At 39.0% G+C, this 16,084-nt stretch carries 16 protein-coding genes; 8 read left to right on the forward strand and 8 right to left on the reverse strand.

Going from position 1 to position 16,084, the window contains the following annotated elements; genetic code table 11:
- Positions 1-46 precede the first annotated feature (46 nt).
- The 8 genes from C8R11_RS09970 to C8R11_RS10000 all read left to right on the forward strand — a co-directional run bounded on the left by C8R11_RS09970 (position 47) and on the right by C8R11_RS10000 (position 5,804).
- Entirely contained in the window at positions 47-583 is a 537-nt protein-coding gene (locus tag C8R11_RS09970) for a PAS domain S-box protein (RefSeq protein ID WP_107795567.1), read from the forward strand.
- Positions 567-716 carry a hypothetical protein gene (locus C8R11_RS17170; protein WP_425320583.1) on the forward strand — a complete coding sequence of 50 codons (150 nt, stop codon included), beginning with the start codon at positions 567-569 and terminating at the stop codon, positions 714-716. The genes C8R11_RS09970 and C8R11_RS17170 overlap by 17 nt, the downstream gene beginning before the upstream one ends.
- 145 nt (positions 717-861) lie before the next feature.
- Positions 862-1,179 carry a hypothetical protein gene (locus C8R11_RS09975; protein WP_181258229.1) on the forward strand — a complete coding sequence of 106 codons (318 nt, stop codon included), beginning with the start codon at positions 862-864 and terminating at the stop codon, positions 1,177-1,179.
- Positions 1,180-1,609: 430 nt separating this feature from the next.
- Entirely contained in the window at positions 1,610-2,470 is an 861-nt protein-coding gene (locus C8R11_RS09980) for a CheR family methyltransferase (RefSeq protein WP_107795569.1), read from the forward strand.
- Between the two features lie 17 nt (positions 2,471-2,487).
- Positions 2,488-3,102 carry a chemoreceptor glutamine deamidase CheD gene (gene cheD / locus C8R11_RS09985; RefSeq protein WP_090701668.1) on the forward strand — a complete coding sequence of 205 codons (615 nt, stop codon included), beginning with the start codon at positions 2,488-2,490 and terminating at the stop codon, positions 3,100-3,102.
- Positions 3,103-3,137: 35 nt separating this feature from the next.
- Positions 3,138-4,217: a protein-glutamate methylesterase/protein-glutamine glutaminase gene (locus C8R11_RS09990; RefSeq protein WP_107795570.1), complete on the forward strand. Its 1,080-nt coding sequence runs from the start codon at positions 3,138-3,140 to the stop codon at positions 4,215-4,217.
- A 333-nt stretch (positions 4,218-4,550) separates the two neighbouring features.
- Positions 4,551-5,057: an NlpC/P60 family protein gene (locus C8R11_RS09995; protein ID WP_107795571.1), complete on the forward strand. Its 507-nt coding sequence runs from the start codon at positions 4,551-4,553 to the stop codon at positions 5,055-5,057.
- Positions 5,058-5,495: 438 nt separating this feature from the next.
- Complete coding sequence (locus C8R11_RS10000) at positions 5,496-5,804, forward strand: DUF4389 domain-containing protein (RefSeq protein WP_107795572.1); 309 nt, start codon at positions 5,496-5,498, stop codon at positions 5,802-5,804.
- 176 nt (positions 5,805-5,980) lie between these two features.
- Here the strand turns inward: C8R11_RS10000 and C8R11_RS10005 are convergent, their stop codons facing one another.
- From C8R11_RS10005 to C8R11_RS10040, 8 genes are all read right to left on the reverse strand, one after another.
- A complete protein-coding gene (locus C8R11_RS10005) occupies positions 5,981-7,132 on the reverse strand; it encodes a TIGR03088 family PEP-CTERM/XrtA system glycosyltransferase (protein WP_107795573.1) in 1,152 nt (383 codons plus the stop codon).
- A gap of 95 nt (positions 7,133-7,227) precedes the next feature.
- Entirely contained in the window at positions 7,228-8,787 is a 1,560-nt protein-coding gene (xrtA, locus tag C8R11_RS10010; RefSeq protein ID WP_107795574.1) for an exosortase A, read from the reverse strand.
- A gap of 124 nt (positions 8,788-8,911) precedes the next feature.
- On the reverse strand, positions 8,912-9,919 hold the full coding sequence (locus C8R11_RS10015) for a FemAB family XrtA/PEP-CTERM system-associated protein (protein ID WP_244531932.1): 1,008 nt from the start codon (positions 9,917-9,919) through the stop codon (positions 8,912-8,914).
- Positions 9,920-9,984: 65 nt separating this feature from the next.
- A complete protein-coding gene (locus C8R11_RS10020) occupies positions 9,985-10,836 on the reverse strand; it encodes an XrtA system polysaccharide deacetylase (RefSeq protein ID WP_107795575.1) in 852 nt (283 codons plus the stop codon).
- Entirely contained in the window at positions 10,833-11,849 is a 1,017-nt protein-coding gene (locus tag C8R11_RS10025) for an XrtA/PEP-CTERM system-associated ATPase (RefSeq protein ID WP_107795576.1), read from the reverse strand. The genes C8R11_RS10020 and C8R11_RS10025 overlap by 4 nt, the downstream gene beginning before the upstream one ends.
- Before the next feature lie 13 nt (positions 11,850-11,862).
- Positions 11,863-13,416, reverse strand: a complete 1,554-nt coding sequence (locus C8R11_RS10030) for a TIGR03016 family PEP-CTERM system-associated outer membrane protein (RefSeq protein WP_090701651.1) — start codon at positions 13,414-13,416, stop codon at positions 11,863-11,865.
- A complete protein-coding gene (locus C8R11_RS10035) occupies positions 13,413-14,306 on the reverse strand; it encodes an XrtA-associated tyrosine autokinase (protein ID WP_107795577.1) in 894 nt (297 codons plus the stop codon). The genes C8R11_RS10030 and C8R11_RS10035 overlap by 4 nt, the downstream gene beginning before the upstream one ends.
- A 49-nt stretch (positions 14,307-14,355) precedes the next feature.
- Complete coding sequence (locus C8R11_RS10040; protein WP_090701647.1) at positions 14,356-15,936, reverse strand: XrtA system polysaccharide chain length determinant; 1,581 nt, start codon at positions 15,934-15,936, stop codon at positions 14,356-14,358.
- Positions 15,937-16,084 lie beyond the last annotated feature (148 nt).

Raw genomic sequence — 16,084 nt, forward strand, 5'->3', positions numbered from 1 at the left:
AATTTTACTTTCCATAATTTTCAGAAAATTTGTAAAAATAAAGGTTATGAAAGCCAAGCCACCTGTCAGCAATATTGAATATAGTCTTATCAACGACAAATTAATATTGTCTACGACTGATGCTAAGAAGGCTATCACTTATGTCAATCAACAATCTATTGAGGTGAGTGGAGTCACCAATGATGAATTATTGGGTAAAGCACACAATATTGAGCATCGTCCTGAAAGGCGACCCGAAACTTTCACATATTTATGGAAAACACTTAAGGACAGAAAGTCCTGGACTGATTTAATTAAAAATCGACGCAATAATGGCGACATCGTTCTCACGGATTTTATGAGGAAGATTCAAACGCTGCTTCGGATGACTATCGGCAAACATATTGCAAAAGCACTCTTTTTACCGATGCTCCTGTTATTCAGCGTTGCTCTTGCTGGTTGGTGGAACTGTATTCCGTCTATAGTTGCTCCGTGGCTAAATAATTTCATATCGGTAGCAACCATTGGCGCGGGGTTAGTAATAAGCTTCAGGATCTATAGCATCACTCAAGCATGTACTGAAACCTTTGCAGGAAGCCATTAATCTGACGAATTTTCTAGCTTCAGGCGATTTAAATGCCCAACTCTCTACAATGTATAGTGATGAACTTAGTGGACTATTCCAAGCATACAACAAAATGAGCATCAATTTGAATGCCACTATTCTGGAAGTGTGAAACTGTGATGAAACGGTGCGTCAAACGGCCAGCAAAGTTGCTTCAGGCAATCAAAATTTATCTCAACGCACAGAAGATCAAGCGTCATCACTTGAGGAAACATCTAAAAGTAATAGTGCCTTCGATTAATAACGTTACTGAGATTATGTCTGATATCACTGCTACTTCGCGACAACAGTGCTTAGGTATCAAACTAATCAATCAGGCAGTCACACAAATGGATGGAGAGATGCAACGAAATGTAACGGTTGTTGAAAAGACTGTTGCCTCTGCCGAATTTGTGGAAGATCAGGCTCATGAAGTAACCAGCGCAATTTCAATTTTCAAAGTTGGAAAAACTGCTCACAATCTCAATACGGCAATAGCTCAGCCAGCACCCTCCAAAAAGAAAAATTCTGCATCAATTTTTGTCATATTGGACCAACAGAATTCGGAGAATAAAAAGATTGTAAACAGTGGATGAACTCCTGAGAATTCGACAGAAGCCCTTTCGCTTTGCTTTCTGCTGAATACAATACCGTAGAATTGGTTACAACATACAAGCATAGAATATCTTAACAACAATAAAATACTAAATAATGTCACTTAAATATTATGCTCGCGCAAGTGATTGGTTGATTTCACTCATAATTTCGTTGCTACATAAACCGGATAACAGTTTTTCGCAATAAGTACTCATGCCACATGAATCACATAACAAATTGTTATTATTATAATAATTATCGATTTAAATAACGAATCTTTAATTTCTCATTATGATCTTAATACTGAATTAAAGAAAAACATGAAGCAATTTACAAACACAACGTGTCTTTTTATCACCATCAACCTAGATGAAGAATTGAATTCTGACTTATATCAATGACAGCATGTATCAATAAATTGAGTGTTTTATGAACAAGATACTGGTTGGCAGTGCAAAAGATCAAAGGAATGCTGAGCATGAATACGAATTCACATTGCTTGATTTTGAACGCATAAAGAATCTGATATATAAGCGGGCGGGTATAACACTGTCATCCAGTAAATATAATATGGTGTACAGTCGGCTTTGCCGGCGCCTTCGTATCAATGGATGCAATACTTTCAAAGAATATCTGAATTTTCTGGAACGTGTAAATTCCTCAGAATGGGAAGGATTTACCAATGCATTAACAACCAACCTGACTTCATTTTTTCGGGAACAGCATCACTTTCCTATTCTTGAGCAGCATGTAAAAAATCGCAAAAATCAAAATAAAATTCACCTCTGGTGCAGCGCCTCATCAACAGGTGAAGAGCCTTATTCAATGGCTATGACCATGGTACAAGTTTTCAAAACGTTTTCACCACCCGTGCACATACTTGCAACAGACCTAGATACCAATGTGTTATCAAAAGCTGAGTCAGGCATCTACCCGCTAGAACGATTAGAAAAGTTGCCCAAAGATAAGCTTAAAAAATTTTTTCTAAAAGGCAAAGGTACAAATACAGGCACTGCAAAAGTTAGGCCGGAGTTACGTGATTTGATTACTTTCCGGCAATTGAATTTATTAGATGATACATGGCCAATTCGAGGGCCGTTTGATGCGATTTTTTGTCGCAACGTAATGATTTATTTTGACAAAAATACACAGTACAAAATTTTGAAAAAGTTTGTGCCGTTACTTTCCCAAGATGGATTGTTATTTGCAGGGCACTCTGAAAGTTTCCAGCATGCAGCTGATTTAATTAAACTACGTGAAAAAACAGTTTACGAACTGGTTAAAAAATAACGGAATCCGGAGTATGCATGGCTGAAATCTTTGATGATCATACGGCAACCAACTTATATTTTGATAAATATTTTAATACTCAAGCGGTTAAACTCTTACCTGGCGAATATTATGTAACAAAAAAAGACATACTTTTGGTCACGGTACTTGGTTCGTGTGTTGCTGCATGTATCCGTGACAGGCAGAGCGGCCTGGGTGGCATGAATCATTTCATGTTACCTGAAAATGGTTCAAGTTCAGATCTGCCTCTAAATCCTTCTGCGCGATATGGAACCTATGCAATGGAGATTCTGATCAATCGGTTATTAAGGCTCGGCGCACTACGCACAAATCTGGAAGCCAAAGTCTTTGGTGGCGGTAATGTCATAAGCGGGCTTACCATGGCAAATGTAGGCCAACGCAATGCTGATTTTGTTCTAAATTTCCTAGAAACCGAGAAAATTCCCGTAACTGCACAAGATCTGGTAGATATCTATCCCCGAAAAGTTTATTTCTTCCCAAAATCAAATAAGGTTTTAGTCAAGAAATTGAAGAGCGTTCGTAATAATACAATTACAGAGCGCGAAAAAGACTATAGCAAACAGCTGAACAATTCCACTAGTAAAGGGGGTGAAGTGGAGCTTTTTTCTTAACTTTGTATTCAACCTTCTATGGTGCGGAGCTAGATATGCACAAAATTCGAGTTTTGGTAGTAGATGATTCAGCGCTTGTACGCAAAATGTTAACAGAGATTATCAACAGTCAAGCGGATATGGAAGTCATTGGCGCAGCACCGGATCCCCTGATCGCCAGAGAAATGATACGCGAACTGAATCCTGACGTATTAACGCTGGATGTTGAAATGCCAAAAATGGATGGCCTTGATTTTCTGGAAAAGTTAATGCGTTTAAGGCCAATGCCTGTATTAATGATTTCCACTTTAACCGAGAGAAGCTCCGATGTAACCTTTCGTGCGCTTGAATTAGGCGCAGTTGACTTTGTAGCAAAACCTAAAATTGATATTGTATCCGGTCTGCAGGCATACACCGATCAAATAGCAAATAAGCTTCGAATAGCTAAACAGGCTCGAATCACACGCCATAGTTTCGTCACGCAGCCAAATACCGTAACAAGAAATGAAGCATCCCCAATACTGCCTAAGCGAATTAGCTCAACCGAAAAATTGATCATTGTTGGTGCATCGACAGGTGGTACTGAAGCATTAAAAGATTTTCTCATACAATTGCCACCCGATTGCCCGGGTATTCTTATCGCCCAACATATGCCTGAAACATTTACCAAATCATTTGCAGATCGGCTTGACAAGTTATGTAGAATCAGTGTTGCCGAAGCACAAGGCGATGAACGTGTATTGCCTGGGCATGCTTTTATCGCACCCGGACATTCTCATCTTCTTCTTAAGAGAAGCGGTGCCAATTATATGACTGAGTTAAGTCGAGGAGAACCTGTGAATCGACACAGGCCATCGGTCGATGTTCTTTTTCGTTCAGCAGCAAAAATTGCCGGAAAAAATTCCATAGGCGTGATTATGACTGGCATGGGTAAAGATGGCGCTCAAGGGATGTTAGAAATGCACAAGGCCGGCGCTTATAATTTTGCACAGGATGAAGCCACTTGTGTTGTTTATGGCATGCCGAAGGAAGCCGTGATGGCGGGTGGTGTGGATGAAATTATTCCACTGCAGGATATGGCAAGAAAAGTGTTATCAAAAGCTACCAGCATAGGCGTACAGGCTGTTCGTGTTTAAAATATTTGCAGCAGCATGTGTTTCAGATAGATTAAACCCATTTGACGACAAACAGAAAGTAGTACTGGCGTTTACGGTTAAATAATAGCTTTAAAAAACAATTTCCTGTCATAAAAAAACACGAAATGACAGCATGAATGGTGGAATTTAATTATGCGGATAATTTTCCTGTCTATAAATTACAAGAAAATTCTACTTTTGACTTCGGTTATTTATCGGGGGGATTACCATTAATATCGAAGCACCCTTAAATCTATTAAGAATATCAATTGGTTGATTTTCTCGATTGATTTGGTATGATTCAGCTAATTATCAATAGATTTAACATAGATTATGCAGTATGCAAAAAAAATATATGTTTTTTTGATATGTATCCTGTGTTCGATACTAATCGTCGGATGTGGTTCTCTACCCGATAAAAAAGCGAGTAATTATCAAGCTCAATCTAAACAGCTAGAAAAATATCCCGCCAATAAAGCTATCATCCACAAATTGTATTATCAACATAAAAAATGGGAAGGTGTGCGTTATCAATTGGGTGGCCTGAGTAAATCAGGCATTGATTGCTCGGGATTTGTTCATTTAACCTACAAATCTAAACTTGGCATGCAACTGCCAAGAACAACACGTCAACAATCAAGATTAGGGAAAGAAATTCACAGACATGAATTAAAGGCAGGTGACCTTGTTTTTTTTCGGACCGGTCCAACATCAAAACATGTTGGGATTTATATAGAAAAAAACAAATTTCTACATGTTTCTCAAAAAAAAGGCGTTACAATATCGCATCTGGATAACGTATACTGGAAGGCCAAATACTGGAAATCTGTAAGAGTATGATTTTGTACTTATTTAATGCACAGATTAGTGTTTTTTATCTCCCCGGTCTTGCTTTTTAGAATTTTCATCACGACAATGTGAGTCATCCTGACATACATTCCTTCTTTTTCGGTAAAACCGAGTTTTTTACATTTTTCGACGCCTTTATTCATGATATTGATAGACGTTTTCTTGGCTTCATTAAATAGCTTTGCATTTTTGCGTCCAAAACCACACTAAATCCAATGAAACCAGGATTAATCCCGATTCTAATATAAACAAGCACACATCAATACAACAGGAATACTATTTATCCGAGCTTTGTTAACACTCTATTAAGGTGGTGGCACTTATGTTTAGGCGATAATCTGTCATTATTGCTCGTTACAGATTTTGTCGATTACGTTAGGACAGAAAGAGAAGAACACAAATTTGAATATGGTTTTTTGAAGGAATCTGATGAGAAAAGAACTTAAGCAATCTTTACAAAGAAATGAAATTTTGATTCGTGGACTTTTTATGCTATTTTTTCTTGTGATCTACAGCATTTCAAAATTTCTCATCATTGGCATTATGTTCTTCCAGCTCGCTGCTATCTTACTCACTGAAAAACCAAACGAACAAATACTCAAATTTTCGCAAAGTTTGAGTGTTTATATATACCAGATTGTTCAATTCCTATCGTTTAATAATGAACAGCGTCCCTTTCCGTTTAGAAAATGGCCTGATGGTACAACAAGTTCATCCGTTGAGGTCAAGTCAGACTAAAATGAACTAATGAACTTACACCTTCAAGCAGTCAGGTTCAGTAAGGGCAGACAGAGTCAATCTAATTTATAGAACGCATCTGCATGCAGTATAAGTAACATTACAGACGCACCGGCAGCCTCATTTAAGTCCTCGAATTCGAGCTTCAACTCCCAAGCAAAATTGTTCTTAACAGTTCATTTCACTTTTACCAAACGCATAACGCGATCATAAACACCAAGATAATTATTGATCATAGTTACCATGCTAAATTCAGCGTTAATTTTTTGTCGTGCCGACTTACCATGCGCCTCCAACAATTGAGGATTATTATAATATGTCAGAATAGCTTCCATCAGGTCTGTTGTATTGTTGGGTGCGATTAACATACCGGTTCGTGCCTCTTCGACTAGCTCAACATTTCCACCAACACGTGTTGCTACAACAGGTAGCCCACTGGACATGGCCTCGAGAATAGTATTTGAGATACCTTCGCCCAGAGAAGGCAACACAAACACATTCATCATACGCATAAACTCCGGAATGTCAGAACGCTCACCCGGGAACCAGACAATATCTTCTGCATAAGCTTTCTGCACTAAACTTACACATTCGTCACGGGCACTCCCGTTACCAACAATTATCAGTCGTAAATATTTACGAGCATCCGGCATTTTTTCGAGAATAAGTAAAAAAGAACGCACCAGATTCGGGTAATCCTTTACTGCTTCTAATCTCCCTACACTTCCGATTACAAATGTATTTTCTGTAAAAAAATCTTTCGGACTCAGTTCACAATTCTTTGGTACCCCAGGAGAAAACCGATGGTTGTCAACACCATTATAAATTTGGCTAATACGATTCGACGACACACCAAGCAAATTGACCAACCAGGCTTCCAAATCTCTACTAACAGTAATGAAATGGTCTACAAATGGGTAAATTATTTTACGTAGCAAATTATATTTATAATTTTCGCCTTTTAGGTCTGAAATATCACGACCATGTTCACTGTGTATACGTACTTTAATTCGTGCTGCAACAGCTATTAACTGCGCTTCTAAAGCTGCAAGATTTCGTGTATGCACTATATCGGGCTTCAGTTCACGAAGCACTTTAAAAAGTTTGTAATATAACTTTATGTCATATCCCGCACGTTTATTTAAAGCAATTATTTCGACATCTTCTCTGATTATTCGATATCTATAATCTGTATAATTTTCAAGGCAGATAATAACGTGGCGATAACGCTCCCGCGGAATCTTGTTAATCAGATTTACTAATCCATTTTCTAGTCCACCGACATCAAGACGATGAATAATATGCGCTATTAATGGCGGGTTTTTCATAGCTGAATCATTACAAGTCAGAAGCTAACTTAGTGTTGTAGTTAAATGTTTCCCGCAATCAATGGAATTACACAAAATTTCAGTATAAAACAGCGTTACTGTTCGCTGATATCTTCCAAGCCATTTAAAATCGCAGGCAACATATCGGTAAGAAACTGTTGAAGTACAGGGATTGCCTCATCCGGTTGCACTTCATAGGGTGCGGCAATTATAATCTCTGTCCCCATATCATTACTGGACAATAATCTATTTCTAGCCAACAGGGCTTTAGCCATATACGGATTGATAGTCTCATCGCCACCCAAAACATACCAGTTCCAGACCAACAAGTTGTGAGAGTGAGAACGTAGTTGAGTCTGACGAATTGTTACATCACGAGAATTAATCATAACTGATCGTTTAGCCTCGGATATTTTTCTCCAAGGAGAGTCCATTTCCAGTACCAGTACATTGCCAGAACTAATTAGCTCATTACCTTGTCGTTGATTATAGTAGTAGGTTACATACAAGCTAATCATCTCGTTTTCATTATTGACATAGTGCTGTTCAAATCTCCCTGGTTCACCAATATAAATTGGCTTCCAGTCTGATACCGAATTACTGGCAATATGCCATTTATTATCTGGAAGGTAAAAACTGAATTCTTGTTGCACATAATCCTCATCCTCTTCCAGATAGGTCGCATAAATGGGCCAAATTGATGTAATAATTAATGTCGCACAAGTAATTAAAATCGTTTTCTTATTGGAAACAGAGTTGTTTCGGGTTTTTGTCAATTGTTTTTCAGAGTAATCATTATTGATTATTTCACTGCTGTCCTCGCGCCATAATGATCCTACCCAGAATAACAGCAGCATAACAAAACCAAAAAAAACCCATCCATAAATGAGATGGTCTACACCGACAGCTAACTGCATATCGCTTAAATGCCCGGTCATTACGATTAAATAGGCACGAACACCATTGGCCAAAATGGGCACAACAATTGAAAAAGCAATAAATATCAGTCGCCTGCTTAAACTCCGATATGTCAAATACGCATACAGTGTCCCTAGGGTAACTGATGCAATTAAATAACGTAATCCGCTGCAGGCTTCTACTACAGACCAGTTTCCAGTTGGAAGTGAAAAAAATGTGCCCTCCCTATAAACAGGTATACCACTCAATTGTAGTGCGTTAACCGTAAAATCAGCTGTGAAATTAATCAGCGGCGGTATTAGAACATCACCAAACGGAACCGCAAAAAAAAGATAAACCAAAGGAAAAGCCATAGCAAACATGACCCTGTAGCCCATAATAACCGCCACAACAGCCGGCAACATAGCAACAAGAGCATATTGGGCCAACACCTGAACACTAGCCAGCTCTGATATCAACCAGAGGAAACCCAATACACACAAACCAATAAGCGCTGTTGGACTTGGTTGTTGATCGAGCGCAACAATACTCTTTCTTTTGGTCCAGATCAGATAAATAACAAACGGCAGTATAAGAAAACCATGCGCATAAGTCTCCGACCGATACCAAGTTGCAACCATAGACCAAGCCGTCATATGATAAAATATCATAATTCCGGCAACAGCCAAAATCGTCATTAGAGCAGCCAGACTGATGGGGTTCCGATTTAAATTTTCAGTAGAACTCAAAGTATTCATGCGGGGTTTTTGCCTTCTAAAAAATAAACAGTTTGTCTAACGGATTTTGGTTCTCCCAATTTCAGTTTCAACAGTTTAGAAAACTGCTATTTTTTTTAAAAATACATTTAACAAAAAATAAAACTTAACCCAGGTTTTTAACAATATATGGGCCAATCAGATTAGCCATTGATAACGGCAATTTCTGCCAAGCCTGAATAAAAATCTTATATTTAGGATTAGAGGGATTATGGCTTGGCACTTGCGAAGATTTAATAAATTGATATTCATAATGTAGCGGCTGTGCTTCAAATCCCCAGTTTTTTTTGAAGCTATATGATCCAGAGTCACGCTTACTACGACCAAAGTCAAACGTCTTATAACCCCTTTCACAGCTACGCCTCATAAGTTCCCAGTACATAAAATCGTTAGCAGCCAGTTTTCTCGCATCATCTGTCCCCCCCCCATAATAAGGCAATACCTCATCCCGAAAATAAAAACTCATCACACTGCTGATTGTTTTACCATCTTTAGTAATTGTCAGAAGTTCACAGTCCTCAGCAAATATTTCCTTAAGCAACTGAAAATATTTTTTTGCAAAAACAGGGGTACCTAGTCGATGTACACTACGCGAATAAGCGTAAAAGAAACGCTCAACATCTTCGTCAACCACAGCTCCAAGCTCGTATTTAAGGCCTTTGCGCACCATTGCACGTTGTTTACGCGGTATTGCCAACAAATTCTTCTCGACATCTGGGTCGATTGCCTTGCGAAAGGTAACATGGAGATCTTTGCGCGGCCAATCAGGATGCACAGGACGGATATTACGATACTCCAGATAATCAACCTTTTTCTGAAGTGCCAGCTCCTTCGCTGCCCATTCAAGCTCTTTTCGTACAATATCGCTATTTGCTGCTATACCACCATAAACACAAAATGGCAAAGAACTGAGAGAATGCCCGAAAAGAAAACTGTTGATCTCTGCTAAAGGCAAAACGCCTTGAATTTCTCCATTGCTTTCTGCATACAAAAACCGGGTTTGATGATTAAATGCCTGCTCAATAACATTTTTCCACCCAGCTCGATGGAAAAATGTTGCTTCAGGACATATCTCGACAAACCGATCCCAGCGCACCTTGTCTTTCGCTTGCATTTCATGGATGGACACTTGCATCGCAGGATCATCAGAATGAGATATTTTATTTAACGCATTCATTTTCAACGACGACCCTTATCTACAAGAAAAATTTTGTCCATCCTATCCCATTTAAAGTCATGTGTAAGCGTTCTGAGTCTTTCTTCCATACGATGCAAATTAAGATAATGCCGGAAACGGGTTTTATAACCAATGCCAATTTGACGTGGTTGTTTATCATCAATTTCCCAAGGGTGAAAATAAAAAATTGCAGCACGAGATTCAACAGTATTTAATCTATTGATAAACCATTTAGAAACCGAATATGGCCAAAAACGAAAATAGCCGCCCCCACCCGCGGGCAAATTCCGTCCCCATAAACGCACTGTCGTTACGGGCAATTCTAGTATTCCATCTTCACCTCTTGGATAATTTGCGAACCTTGGTGCATCGGGCATGCCATAATGATCATGTTGTACTGGATAAATGCTTGAACTATATAGATACCCAGCTTCAGCCAAGCGATCCAAAGCCCATAAATTATTGTTGTTGATTGAAAAACTCGGTGCGCGATAGCCTTGTACAACCTGACCGCTGATATCTTCTAAAAGCATTTTACAGCGACTAATATCCTCCTTAAATTCCGACTGAGTAAGGTCTGTAACACGCGCATGCCCCCAACCATGGCTTGCCAATTCATGGCCATTGTCAACCATGCGCCTGATCATTTTCGGGTAGCGCTCTGCAATCCATCCTAAGGTAAAAAACGTCGCTTTAATTTGTTTCTCATCCAGTAAGTTCAGTATTCTGTCCATGCTGCTTTCTATTCTGCATGGAATGCGGTCCCACGATTCCCGAGGAATATGCTTTTCGAAAGCCGAAACCTGAAAATAATCCTCTACATCAATCGTCATAGCATTACTTACTTGATTCATGATTTATCTCTTTTAAGATGATGATCTTTAACACTACCAAAGGATATATTCTGCTTTAGCAGATCCAAAACAAAAAGCACGGATTTTTCCATTCTGATTAACCGACTTTCCATTTTCTCCAAATCAATTTTTTCAGAACTTACTTGCAACGAGTCGACAGAGGAATGTTCCGATTTGTAATCTGAGACGAGTTGATTAGCATCAAATTCCTGTTCAAAATCATCAATAACTTCATTGACGTCTTTTTTGCCAAAGTGATGTAACTCTTCCAGACACCCCATCATCAACATCCTGTCACACAACAAATTGATTTTTCGCGGAATTCCACCTGTATACTTATATATCAAACGATAGGCATCCTCATCAATTACAGGATCATTTTTCCATCCAGCTGTTGTTAATCGATGTTCAATATAGGCTTTTGTTTCCTGTTCATCCAGAGGCCCCAGATGATAAGTTGCAATTACTCTTTGTCTTAACTGTTGCATATTTTGATGCAACAATGTTCGTTTGAATTCTGGTTGACCGAGTAAAAATGTTTGTAATAACGATGCTTCGTCAGTTTGAAAGTTAGATAGCATTCGTAATTCTTCAAGCGTTTCAGAAGACAGATTTTGCGCCTCATCGACAACCAGCAATACACGCTTTCCCTGTTGATCGCATTGACGAAGAAACTGTTCAAGATTGAGCAGCAAAACAGCTTTGCTTACATCAGCATATTTCAGACCAAATGCAGCAGCCACCAGTTTCAAGATATCTTTTGAATCTATATGTGTGCTAACAATCTGAATTGCTATTATCTTTTCTGACTCCAGTCTACGAAAAAGATTACGCATCAACGTTGTTTTACCTGCACCAACTTCTCCTGTCAGAACTATGAATCCTTCTCCTTGTGAAAGTCCATACTCCAGATAGGCCATAGCCCTCTTATGGCCCTTACTTCCATAAAAGAAACTCGGGTCCGGTTTTATTTGAAACGGTTTGGCATTAAAACCGTAAAACGATTCATACATTCGTTCAATTCCATTAAAAATTCTTGGTTAAGGAAACTGTAACAGCATTGGCAGAGAGATCAACATTCTGATTTCCAAACTGTATATTAGAGATACGATCGATACGTTGATATTGCAACATGCCTATTAAATCAGATGTAAAATTTTTTGTAACATTCGCAGCAAAAACTAAATTGTCATTCGTTCTATTGACGGACGAAAAATCGAACCTTACAAAACTAAAATTCAAATTAACATTTGTTCTCGGCGAGAATCTATAACGCCACGCAACATTACCGCCTGTTTGTTTCGTATCATTAAAAAACAACGGAAAACCCAGCAAATCAGTATCCAGTTCTTCAGCAGAATAAGGTTTTCGTGACAATCGAAATAAATTGAGCGTCAAATCATTTTTTGAACCATTTAAGCCCACAGATGCATTAAAGCGTCTTTGCAAAAAAACGCGATTTGTTAAAAAATTGTTTAGTCCCAATAAATTTTGTGACCCAAACGCATTAAAATCGAACGCACCCACTGCACCAAATTGACCAGCCTGTTGATTCAATGTTGTAATATCCTCAACATATAGCAATTGCCATGTTGTCAAACGTGTTCTATAGTTAGCGTTAGCCGAATATGTATCACCAAAAAACCGTTGCCCGGCACTGAAATTTAAATCCGTCCGCTGATTGGGCGCCCAAACAAAGCCAACCGTCCATGTCGGACTACTTGGCTTACCCCTGATCGAAACAAAACTGTTTCTTTCATAACCCCCGGTTGCAGTCAATCCAAAACGCGGCGTTACTCTGTAAATAACGTTTGCAATATACCGCTCCATCTCAATCGTTCTGTTGACTCGACTCATTGTTGTATTGAGTCGTCGCTCTATATGAACAATTTGATTACTGTAATTCAAACCCCATCCAAGTTTTGCAAACGAACTCCCGCTATTCAAACTGGCCATAAAACTGTCTCTGTTGCTATTAAAAAACCCATTTGCGCCGGATTTTAAGATACCTTTGGTATATCGCAGTTCTGTTGTTGCTATATCCTGAAATCGATATCGAATATAAGGGCTTACACTATAAACTTGAATATTTGCGCGATTACCCGTCACAAAGACATTGTCTGTTGTCTGCGGCCCCAGTGGACTGATATTCTGTTGCAAAATACTTGCATTTCCATCTACAAAAAACAAATCTCTCAGTACTTCTGCAGTTCCCGTGGCATTGAGCCTATGCCTAATGCGCGTCAACTCAGTATTCCGGGCAAAAATCAAATTGTTCATGATGTAATTTGCATTTACTTCATAACGACGGCCCGTGCCAGTTAGCTGTAAGCCTGGATTGATTTGGGTAATCAAGTCACTCCCGCTAACCCCGGAACCACCAAAACCAACTCCACCTCCTCCGCCAATTATCCCGCCACCCAATCTAACATTATCTGTATAAGTCTCGCTGACAGTTAGCGTTGGCCTGAAATTTAGTTCAGATGCATCAACGTATGCTGAATGCGCCAGGAAATAAGAAAATACAACGCTAAAATAAAAAAAAAGATAATAGATAGATTGCTTAGTACAAAAACTCATGAGTAATAATACCCATAATACTCGCTGCTTGAGAAACTTCTGACTTTATTGTAGATTAGGTTAATATTAGACTTGGAGTTAAATTGGTCAAGGACATGATTAACGGCTTGCTGTGTTGTCCGTTCTGCTTCAACAACCAGCACAATTTGTCCCACACGTTCAGCCAGAACGCGTGCCTCACTCGTCAACAAAATAGGCGGCGCATCAAAAATCACGATTCTATCGTTATAACGCTGTGCAAGTTCTTCAAGGAGCATGGCCATAGTCTGACTAGCCAACAATTCGGTTGCGTGCGAATGTGATGTCCCAACTGTAATCAAGCTCAGTTTTTCCACGTTAGTTTTTATCATTACATCGGCAACGTCATTTGATTCACCTAGCAGTAACTCCATCAAACCTTTTTTATTTGTAAAGCCTAATAAATTTGGCATGGAAGGCCTCGCAACATCAGCATCAATCAGCAAAACCCGATGATCCATCTCGGATGCAATACTCATCGCCAAATTAACCGAGCAAAAACTTTTTCCTTCACCTGCAAGTGCACTGGAAATCATAATCAGATTATTATTTTTTTTTGTAAAGGCTTTTGTTAACAGAGGCCTTTTAATAATTCTGAATTGTTCTGCAATTTGTGTTTTACCCTTATCTGGGGTGACGATTCCCAAGCGGTGCAGTCTGTCAAGATCTATATTGATAAAATTTGTTTTAGCAGTTTCTTGTACATGGCGATCAATTAAATCAGTCTCGCTATCACGCAGAGCTTCATTTACTGGCATCGAAACCGACTTTGATTTCACATCATCCTTTTGTTCAACTTGTTCAGCAGCCTTTTCGAACTTGTTACTAACGCCTTTCTCAAGTTTACCAATTGCTTTTTCAATAATACTCATGTTGATCCTTGTGATTCAGTCAGGAAAGTTTCGCACATAATCTATTAAGCTAACCCAGATTATAAAAAGGCAGCATATCAACTATTCTGTCAATTTTTCTGAAATACAAAAGTAACATCGTGTACATTAGTCCCAAAAGCAAAATAGAAAAACTGAATATAAACAATCTTTGCTTTCGTTTAGCTTTCTGCTGGTCTGTCCATATCATTGGCACTGAACCTAACACAGGAATTCCAGTAACTTCACGTAAGTTATTCTGGCTATAGAACGCAGGTCTGATTTGGCTGATCACAAAAGCTACCGCGATACCTGCCAGTAAAGCGGCCAAAAATACAAATGAAAAGAACATGCGATGATTGGGCCCAGCAGGAATCTCGGGAACCTGTGGCGGATCAATAATCCTGAATGACAACAAACCCGACGCCGACGTCAATTCACCAGACATTCTTGCCGAAACACGACGTTCCAGTAGTCTTTCATAGTTTGCCTTATTAACATCGTAGTCACGATTAAGCTGGGTAAATTCTGCTTCAACTTGTGGTATTGCGGTGCTCATTGATTTTAATCTCTCATAGCGGGCAGTATATTCTTCGACGCGCGCCGCCATGGAAGCTACCAAAGCCTCTGCATCTGCCAATGCAACATTCAACTGCTGCAGCATAGGGCTATAGTTTCTACCGATATCTTTATTGCCAGAATAGTTTCGCTTTGCTTCTTCTTTTTTTTGTTCTTCGAGTTGTGCTATGAGTCTTTTGGTAGACACAATATCTGGATGCAATTCAGTATAATTTAATCGCAAGTTATCCAATTTTTCATTCAGATTACCAATTCGTGCATCAATCTCCGGATTTACTATTGATTCTTCATCTAAAGCAAATGGTTCTAACACGAAGACAGGTTCGTCACCACTAATTTGCCTTCTAATTGCATCACGACCTTTTTCAGCTTCTCTAAGCGCTAGTTGGGCCTGTTTCATATCCTCGTCTGCTTTTAACAATTGCGTATAATAATCACCCCGCTGTCCTGGCAAAAGCCCAATATTTCTTTGCTTGTATTCCGTCAAAGCATTTTCTGCCGCTATTAATTTTTCTTCATAAGCAGCAATCTGCTGATCAATGAACCGCAATGCTGATGAAGAATCATCTTTTTTTCCATCAAGTCCTTCTTCAACAAAAATTGTTAATAATGACTGCACAACATCTCTGGCCAAAACTGGGTTATCATTACTATAAGTAATCGTAAAAATATTATCTCCAGTTGCCGTAGCACCCAGTTTGATTTCCTTCATAAGTTTGGTTACCAGGCGCTCTTTTTCTGTTTCATTCGCAATCTGCAAATCCAGATCAACCATTCGTACGATTCTTTCAACGTTTGGGCGACTGATGATCGTGCGACCCATAATGGATATCTTTTGTTGCACATTGGGAGAAACCGTCATTCCTTCCATAAGTGGTCTTATGATGCTCTGAGTATCCACATAGATTCTTGCCGAGGCTTCGTAGTCATCAGGTAACTTGAGCACCACTACCCAACCTGCGATTGCCACCACCCAAGCGACAATCACAGCTATCAAGCGATACTTCCAGATACCTTTAACATAAACATATAATTGAGTAATTAGCTCATCCATTCAGAATACTCTCTATTAATTTTAATCACTTTCTGACAAACATTTATATACCCTGGCACTTTTAAAACACTTTGATCAAAGTACGTGCCATGTCTTGTTTGATACTTAAAATATAAGCTTCTGTGCAAACACCGTTCTTTCAACACCA

The organism is Nitrosomonas aestuarii (genome assembly GCF_003046585.1).
In the GTDB taxonomy this organism is placed as follows: domain Bacteria; phylum Pseudomonadota; class Gammaproteobacteria; order Burkholderiales; family Nitrosomonadaceae; genus Nitrosomonas; species Nitrosomonas aestuarii.

What these genes read in the sequence shown, in the direction of transcription:
- C8R11_RS09970 (WP_107795567.1), top strand. Translation starts at nt 47, where the DNA reads ATGAAAGCCAAGCCACCTGTCAGCAATATTGAATATAGTCTTATCAAC.
- C8R11_RS09975 (WP_181258229.1), top strand. Translation starts at nt 862, where the DNA reads ATGTCTGATATCACTGCTACTTCGCGACAACAGTGCTTAGGTATCAAA.
- C8R11_RS09980 (WP_107795569.1), top strand. Translation starts at nt 1,610, where the DNA reads ATGAACAAGATACTGGTTGGCAGTGCAAAAGATCAAAGGAATGCTGAG.
- cheD (WP_090701668.1), top strand. Translation starts at nt 2,488, where the DNA reads ATGGCTGAAATCTTTGATGATCATACGGCAACCAACTTATATTTTGAT.
- C8R11_RS09990 (WP_107795570.1), top strand. Translation starts at nt 3,138, where the DNA reads ATGCACAAAATTCGAGTTTTGGTAGTAGATGATTCAGCGCTTGTACGC.
- C8R11_RS09995 (WP_107795571.1), top strand. Translation starts at nt 4,551, where the DNA reads ATGCAGTATGCAAAAAAAATATATGTTTTTTTGATATGTATCCTGTGT.
- C8R11_RS10000 (WP_107795572.1), top strand. Translation starts at nt 5,496, where the DNA reads ATGAGAAAAGAACTTAAGCAATCTTTACAAAGAAATGAAATTTTGATT.
- C8R11_RS10005 (WP_107795573.1), bottom strand. Translation starts at nt 7,132, where the DNA reads ATGAAAAACCCGCCATTAATAGCGCATATTATTCATCGTCTTGATGTC.
- xrtA (WP_107795574.1), bottom strand. Translation starts at nt 8,787, where the DNA reads ATGAATACTTTGAGTTCTACTGAAAATTTAAATCGGAACCCCATCAGT.
- C8R11_RS10015 (WP_244531932.1), bottom strand. Translation starts at nt 9,919, where the DNA reads ATGCAAGCGAAAGACAAGGTGCGCTGGGATCGGTTTGTCGAGATATGT.
- C8R11_RS10020 (WP_107795575.1), bottom strand. Translation starts at nt 10,836, where the DNA reads ATGAATCAAGTAAGTAATGCTATGACGATTGATGTAGAGGATTATTTT.
- C8R11_RS10025 (WP_107795576.1), bottom strand. Translation starts at nt 11,849, where the DNA reads ATGTATGAATCGTTTTACGGTTTTAATGCCAAACCGTTTCAAATAAAA.
- C8R11_RS10030 (WP_090701651.1), bottom strand. Translation starts at nt 13,416, where the DNA reads ATGAGTTTTTGTACTAAGCAATCTATCTATTATCTTTTTTTTTATTTT.
- C8R11_RS10035 (WP_107795577.1), bottom strand. Translation starts at nt 14,306, where the DNA reads ATGAGTATTATTGAAAAAGCAATTGGTAAACTTGAGAAAGGCGTTAGT.
- C8R11_RS10040 (WP_090701647.1), bottom strand. Translation starts at nt 15,936, where the DNA reads ATGGATGAGCTAATTACTCAATTATATGTTTATGTTAAAGGTATCTGG.